The organism is Terriglobales bacterium (genome assembly GCA_035454605.1).
In the GTDB taxonomy this organism is placed as follows: Bacteria; Acidobacteriota; Terriglobia; order Terriglobales; family Acidobacteriaceae; genus DATMAB01.
In genome coordinates this window covers 1-5,016 of the sequence record DATIGQ010000151.1, presented here as the reverse complement: position 1 = coordinate 5,016, position 5,016 = coordinate 1, and the positions used below count along the sequence as shown (strand labels likewise).

6 protein-coding genes and 1 pseudogene are annotated in these 5,016 nt (G+C 64.2%); 6 read left to right on the top strand and 1 reads right to left on the bottom strand.

The genetic code is table 11. The features are described from left to right. Positions 1-75 precede the first annotated feature (75 nt). The 3 genes from nadD (at position 76) to VLE48_10925 (ending at position 2,257) form a co-directional block, all read left to right on the top strand. Complete coding sequence (gene nadD, locus VLE48_10935) at positions 76-726, top strand: nicotinate-nucleotide adenylyltransferase (protein ID HSA93516.1); 651 nt, start codon at positions 76-78, stop codon at positions 724-726. 137 nt (positions 727-863) lie between these two features. After that, positions 864-1,301, top strand: coding sequence for a ribosome silencing factor (gene rsfS / locus VLE48_10930; GenBank protein ID HSA93515.1), 438 nt, complete (start codon positions 864-866; stop codon positions 1,299-1,301). A 5-nt stretch (positions 1,302-1,306) separates the two neighbouring features. Next, positions 1,307-2,257, top strand: a complete 951-nt coding sequence (locus VLE48_10925) for a sigma-54 dependent transcriptional regulator (protein ID HSA93514.1) — start codon at positions 1,307-1,309, stop codon at positions 2,255-2,257. Positions 2,258-2,260: 3 nt separating this feature from the next. Here the strand turns inward: VLE48_10925 and VLE48_10920 are convergent, their stop codons facing one another. Beyond that, positions 2,261-2,725, bottom strand: a complete 465-nt coding sequence (locus tag VLE48_10920; GenBank protein ID HSA93513.1) for a hypothetical protein — start codon at positions 2,723-2,725, stop codon at positions 2,261-2,263. A 114-nt stretch (positions 2,726-2,839) separates the two neighbouring features. Here VLE48_10920 and VLE48_10915 point away from each other — a divergent pair, with 114 nt between their 5' ends. The 3 genes and pseudogenes from VLE48_10915 to cobO all read left to right on the top strand — a co-directional run bounded on the left by VLE48_10915 (position 2,840) and on the right by cobO (position 5,016). After that, entirely contained in the window at positions 2,840-3,964 is a 1,125-nt protein-coding gene (locus VLE48_10915) for a serine hydrolase (GenBank protein HSA93512.1), read from the top strand. 43 nt (positions 3,965-4,007) lie between these two features. Then, positions 4,008-4,451: a 23S rRNA (pseudouridine(1915)-N(3))-methyltransferase RlmH gene (locus tag VLE48_10910; protein ID HSA93511.1), complete on the top strand. Its 444-nt coding sequence runs from the start codon at positions 4,008-4,010 to the stop codon at positions 4,449-4,451. Between the two features lie 37 nt (positions 4,452-4,488). Further along, a pseudogene (gene cobO, locus VLE48_10905) lies at positions 4,489-5,016 on the top strand (cob(I)yrinic acid a,c-diamide adenosyltransferase).

The following is a 5,016-nucleotide window of genomic DNA, read 5'->3' as shown; positions in this document are numbered from 1 at the left end:
CAGTGAATCAATGAACACCGATTGGAGACGGTGCGTTTTAATGATTCAATGATCCGCTGATTTACTGATTCAATCATGCGAATTGCTCTCTTTGGCGGGACGTTTGACCCGGTGCATCGCGGGCACCTGGCGGTAGCGCGGAGAGCGGTGCGGCGCTATCAGCTGGACCGCGTGCTGTTCGCTCCCGCCGACCTCCCGCCGCACAAGCTCAAGCGTCCCCTTACGCCGTTTTTCCATCGCCTGGCGATGCTGGCGCTGGCGGTTTCCGGAGAAGGCCGTTTCGTGGTCTCGGCGGTGGATGCCGCCAGAAAGCGCACGCGGGCCAGCTATTCCATCGAGACGGTTCGCCGCTTGAAACGGCACCTCAAGAAAGGCGACCGCCTGTCTTTCCTCATCGGCATGGACGCCTTCAAGGACATCGCCATCTGGTACCGGCCGGAGGCGCTGCTCCAAGAATGCGACTTCATTGTGGCCAGCCGCCCGGGGTTCTCCTTGAAGGATGCGTTCGATGCCCTGCCCGCCCGGGTGCGGCGCAAGGCCGTGCCGGACCCCAAGCGGCAGGCGATTGCGCTGGGAAAAACGACCGTCTACCTGATGAGCGGGGTGCGCGTGCCCGTCTCCGCCACCCAGGTGCGGGCGGCGGCGCGGCGCGGCCAGTCGCTCAAGGGAATGGTGCCGGCGGCGGTGGCGAAGTACATCAAGAGGGCGAGTCTGTACCGGCGGTAGCCCCGCTCCGATTGAATCCGTGAATCATTGAGTCATTGAATCCATAGAACTGCGGGAACACGTGTGAGCCGCTTCAGGCGTTCTCTGTGCCTCTGTGTCTCGGTGGCTTATACTGGCTGCGGAACAATCCGAAACGAATGAGCACTGCGCAGATTCGCCGCCAAGTCACCCAAGCCATCGCCGCCTGCCAATCGAAGAAAGCTGAAAACCTGACCGTCCTGGAGATGGACGCGGCGGCCTCGGCCTTCACCGACTATTTCGTCTTGTGCACGGGGCTGAACCCGCGCCAGATCCAGGCCATCTCCGACGAGGTGGAGGAGAAGCTCAAGAAGGCCGGATTGCGGCCGACCCACGTCGAAGGCTACCAGCAGGCCGAGTGGGTGTTGCTGGACTACGTGGACTTCGTGGTGCACGTGTTCAGCGAGCGCGCGCGCAGCTACTACGACCTGGAGCGGCTGTGGAAGTCGGCGCGGCGGCTGGACCCGGCGACGCTGAAGGCGGCAGCACCGCGGGCCCGGGCCGGGGCGCGGCGCGCCGCCAAGCCGCGCAAAGCGGCATCCCGCCGGAGGCGCTGAGCGCCATGCCGCGCGACGGCCGCAGCGCGGACGCTTCCCCTGAAGTCCTGCACAACTGGATCGCCGCCGATCCCAAGTCCCTGCACCTGCTGGAGCAGGCCAAGCGCGTGGCCGCGAGTTCTTCCACCGTCCTGATCCGCGGGGAAAGCGGCACCGGCAAGGACCTGCTGGCCACCCTGCTGCACTATCTTTCCGCCGGGCGCGCCGAGCCGCTGGTGAAGATCGATTGCGCCAGCCTGCCGCCGGAACTGGTGGAGAGCGAACTGTTCGGCTACGAGCGCGGAGCCTTCACCGGGGCCACGCAGATGAAGCGCGGGCGGCTGGAGATGGCGGAGGCGGGCAGCATCGTGCTCGACGAGGTGGCGGCGCTCTCGCTTGCCATCCAGGCCAAGCTCCTGCGCGTGGTCGAGGAAAAACGCTGCGAACGCCTGGGCGGCGACCGTCCCATCCGCATCGCGGCACGCATGGTGGCGCTCAGCAGCGCCGACCTGGAGCATGCCGTGGCGCGCCACAGCTTTCGGGAAGACCTTTTCTACCGGCTGAACGTGATCCCGCTGGTCATTCCGCCGCTGCGCGAGCGGCCGGCGGACATCCGTCCGTTGGCGCTGCATTTTCTGAAGACGCTGGCCGAGACGCATCGCCGCCCGGGGATGCGTCTGGCGCCGGCGACGCTGGAGGCGCTCGAACGCTACAGCTTCCCGGGCAATGCGCGTGAGTTGCGCAACCTGATCGAGCGCGCGGTGGTCTACGGAGCGTCGCCGGAGATCCAGCCGGAAGACCTGCCGGCTGTGGTGCGCGAAGGCCGCGAGCGCCGCATGACGCTCGAAGAGATGGAGCGCGCCTATATCGCCGAAGTGCTGGACGCGGCGCGCGGGAAGAAGTCGAGAGCCGCGGAGATCCTGGGCATCAGCAGAAAGACGCTGCTGGAAAAAAGGAAGAAGTACGGGCTGGACTGATCGTTATTCCCCGTGCCTCTGTGTCTCCGTGGTGAGATGTTGCTTTTCTTCCCACGGCCCCAGCGTGCGGATGTACGCGTCCACGGTCTCAAGCTGGGCGAGTTCGATGCGACGCCCGGATTGCTGGGAGATCTGCTGCAGCGCAGTTTCGAGCACCACCGTGTGCAGCGAATCGAAGAGTGACTCGTCCACCACGCTGCCCTCCCACAGGCGGTCGTCCGGCCGTAGCAGCGTGCGCGGCACGCCGGTGGCCCGCTCCAGGTCCTCCAGCAGCTTGAAGACGACTTCTTTGGGCAGTCCGGAGCTCTGGTAAAAGGAAGCGAAGAAGGCTTCCGGCGATAACGGGGAACGTTGCCGGATGCTCGCCGTGCGGCGCCGCTGCGCCAGCAGGTTCCACAGCCAGGCGCCGGAGATAGCCAGTGGCACCGCCACCATGACCACCAGCCCGACCTTGATCAGGGTCTCCATGCGCGGACGTTGAGAGGCTGATTCTACCCGGCAGTGGGCGCCTCCGTCCTGCGAGGAGGCACGATTGCCACAAGCCGGAGATGCATTTCGCCCGTCTAAGGCAAAGGGGGTTCCATGCTGACCAAGACAACCTGCTGTTTCGTGATGCTGGTGTGTGTTTTCCCGTGGGCCGGCGCCCAGAGTCCCGAATCGCTTTCCGCTCCTGCGGCTATGCAGGACGGCTGGACGACGGCGACCGCCGAATCGGCAGGACTTTCCAAGGCACCGCTCGAGGCCATGGAGCGCGCCATCCGGGCGGGCGAGTTCAAGAAGATCACCAGCGTGGCGGTGGCGCGCAACGGGAAGCTGGTTTACGAAAAGTATTTCGACGACGCCGGTATGGAGGGCCTGCGCAACACGCGCTCGGCTACGAAGACCATCACCTCCATGCTGGTCGGGATTGCGGTGGGAAAGGGCCTGCTCACCGTGGAGGCGCCGGTGATGCCGTTCTTCAAGGACCAGGGTCCCTTTCAGAATCCCGACCCGCGCAAGGAAAAGATCACCGTCGAAGACCTGATGACCATGAGCTCCATCCTGGAATGCAACGACTGGAACGAATACTCCCGCGGGAACGAGGAGCGCATGTACCCCATCGAGGACTGGGTGCGGTTCACCCTCGACCTGCCGGTACGCGGGTTCTCACCCGGCGACACGCCCAAGGAGCAGCCCTACGGCCGCAGCTTCAGCTATTGCACGGCGGGCGTGTTCACGCTGGGCCAGGTGGTGGCCCGGGCCGCCAAGCAACCAGTGGACGAGTTCGCATCCCGTTACCTCTTCACCCCGCTCGGCATCCAGCAGGCAAATTGGTCCTTCTCTCCTCTTGGATTGGCGATGACCGGAGGAGGTCTTGCTCTGCGCAGCCGTGACCTGCTGAAGCTGGGTCAGCTCTATTTGAACGGCGGCCAGTGGAACGGCGAGCGCGTCGTGCCGGAAGCGTGGGTGAGGGCGTCCATACAGCCGCATGCGCGCATCGACGAGCAGACCGAATACGGCTACCTGTGGTGGCTGAAGTCATTCAAGTCGGGGGAGAAATCGTTTCCGGCTTACTTCATGACCGGCAACGGCGGCAACAAGGTGGTGGTCATCCCGGACCTGCAGATGGCCGTGGTCCTCACCAGCACCAACTACAACACCCGGGGCATGCACGAGCAGACGGAAAAACTGCTGACCGACTACATCCTCCCCGCTGTCCAGCCTTAGCGTACTGGCGATTGCAAGGGGGCGCCTGTTACCTTGGTTGCCCGTGAACCTGCACATCGTCTGGATCGGGAAGACCAAGGAAGCGGCCATCCGCGCGCTGACCGAGGAGTACCTCAAGCGGCTGGGCCGATACACGCCCACCGAGCCGCACGAGCTGGCCGACGAAGAGGCGCTGCGCAAGCTGGTGGAGAAGTCTGCGGCGCGCACGCGGCCCACCTTTGTGGTGCTCGACGAAAAAGGGCGGCAGTTCACTTCCCAGGATTTCGCCGACCTGCTGCGTGACCAGCAGCAGCGCGGCGCGCAGAACCTGATCTTCGCCGTCGGCCCGGCCGACGGCTTCAGCCACAACACGCGCCATGCCGCCGACCTGGTGGTCTCGTTCGGCAAGATCACCCTGGCCCACGAACTGGCTCGCGTGGTCCTGCTCGAGCAACTGTACCGGGGATTTACAATCCTGCATGGGCATCCGTATCACAGAAGCGATTAGTGGCTAGTGGCTAGCAGAATCTCTCGAAAAACGAGAAACGGGAAACGAGAGACCAGCATTCATGGCTGACGTTCGTCGCGGCTTGATCATCGTGAACACCGGTCCCGGCAAGGGCAAGACCACCGCCGCCATGGGGACGGCCTTGCGCGCCGTGGGCCAGGGCATGAAGGTACTGATGCTGCAGTTCCTCAAGGGCTCCTGGCACTACGGCGAACTGGACGCGGTACAGGCCTTCGGCGACAAGTTTGTGATGAAGCAGATGGGCCGGGGCTTCGTGAAGGTGGGCGGCGCCGAGCCCGATCCGGAAGACGTCCGCATGGTGGGCGAAGCGTGGGCGGAGGCGGAGAAAGCCATCCTCTCCGGCGAGTGGGACCTGATCATCCTGGATGAGATTAACTACGCCATCAGTTACGGCATGCTGGAGGCGTCGAAGGTGGTCGAGACGCTGAAGAAGAAGCCGGAGATGGTGCACGTCATCTTGACGGGGCGCAACGCGCATCCGACAATCGTGGAGTTGGCCGATACCGTCACCGAGATGCGCCAGGTGAAGCACGCCTACGAAAAA

What these genes read in the sequence shown, in the direction of transcription:
- VLE48_10925 (HSA93514.1), top strand. Translation starts at nt 1,307, where the DNA reads ATGCCGCGCGACGGCCGCAGCGCGGACGCTTCCCCTGAAGTCCTGCAC.
- rsfS (HSA93515.1), top strand. Translation starts at nt 864, where the DNA reads ATGAGCACTGCGCAGATTCGCCGCCAAGTCACCCAAGCCATCGCCGCC.
- VLE48_10915 (HSA93512.1), top strand. Translation starts at nt 2,840, where the DNA reads ATGCTGACCAAGACAACCTGCTGTTTCGTGATGCTGGTGTGTGTTTTC.
- nadD (HSA93516.1), top strand. Translation starts at nt 76, where the DNA reads ATGCGAATTGCTCTCTTTGGCGGGACGTTTGACCCGGTGCATCGCGGG.
- VLE48_10920 (HSA93513.1), bottom strand. Translation starts at nt 2,725, where the DNA reads ATGGAGACCCTGATCAAGGTCGGGCTGGTGGTCATGGTGGCGGTGCCA.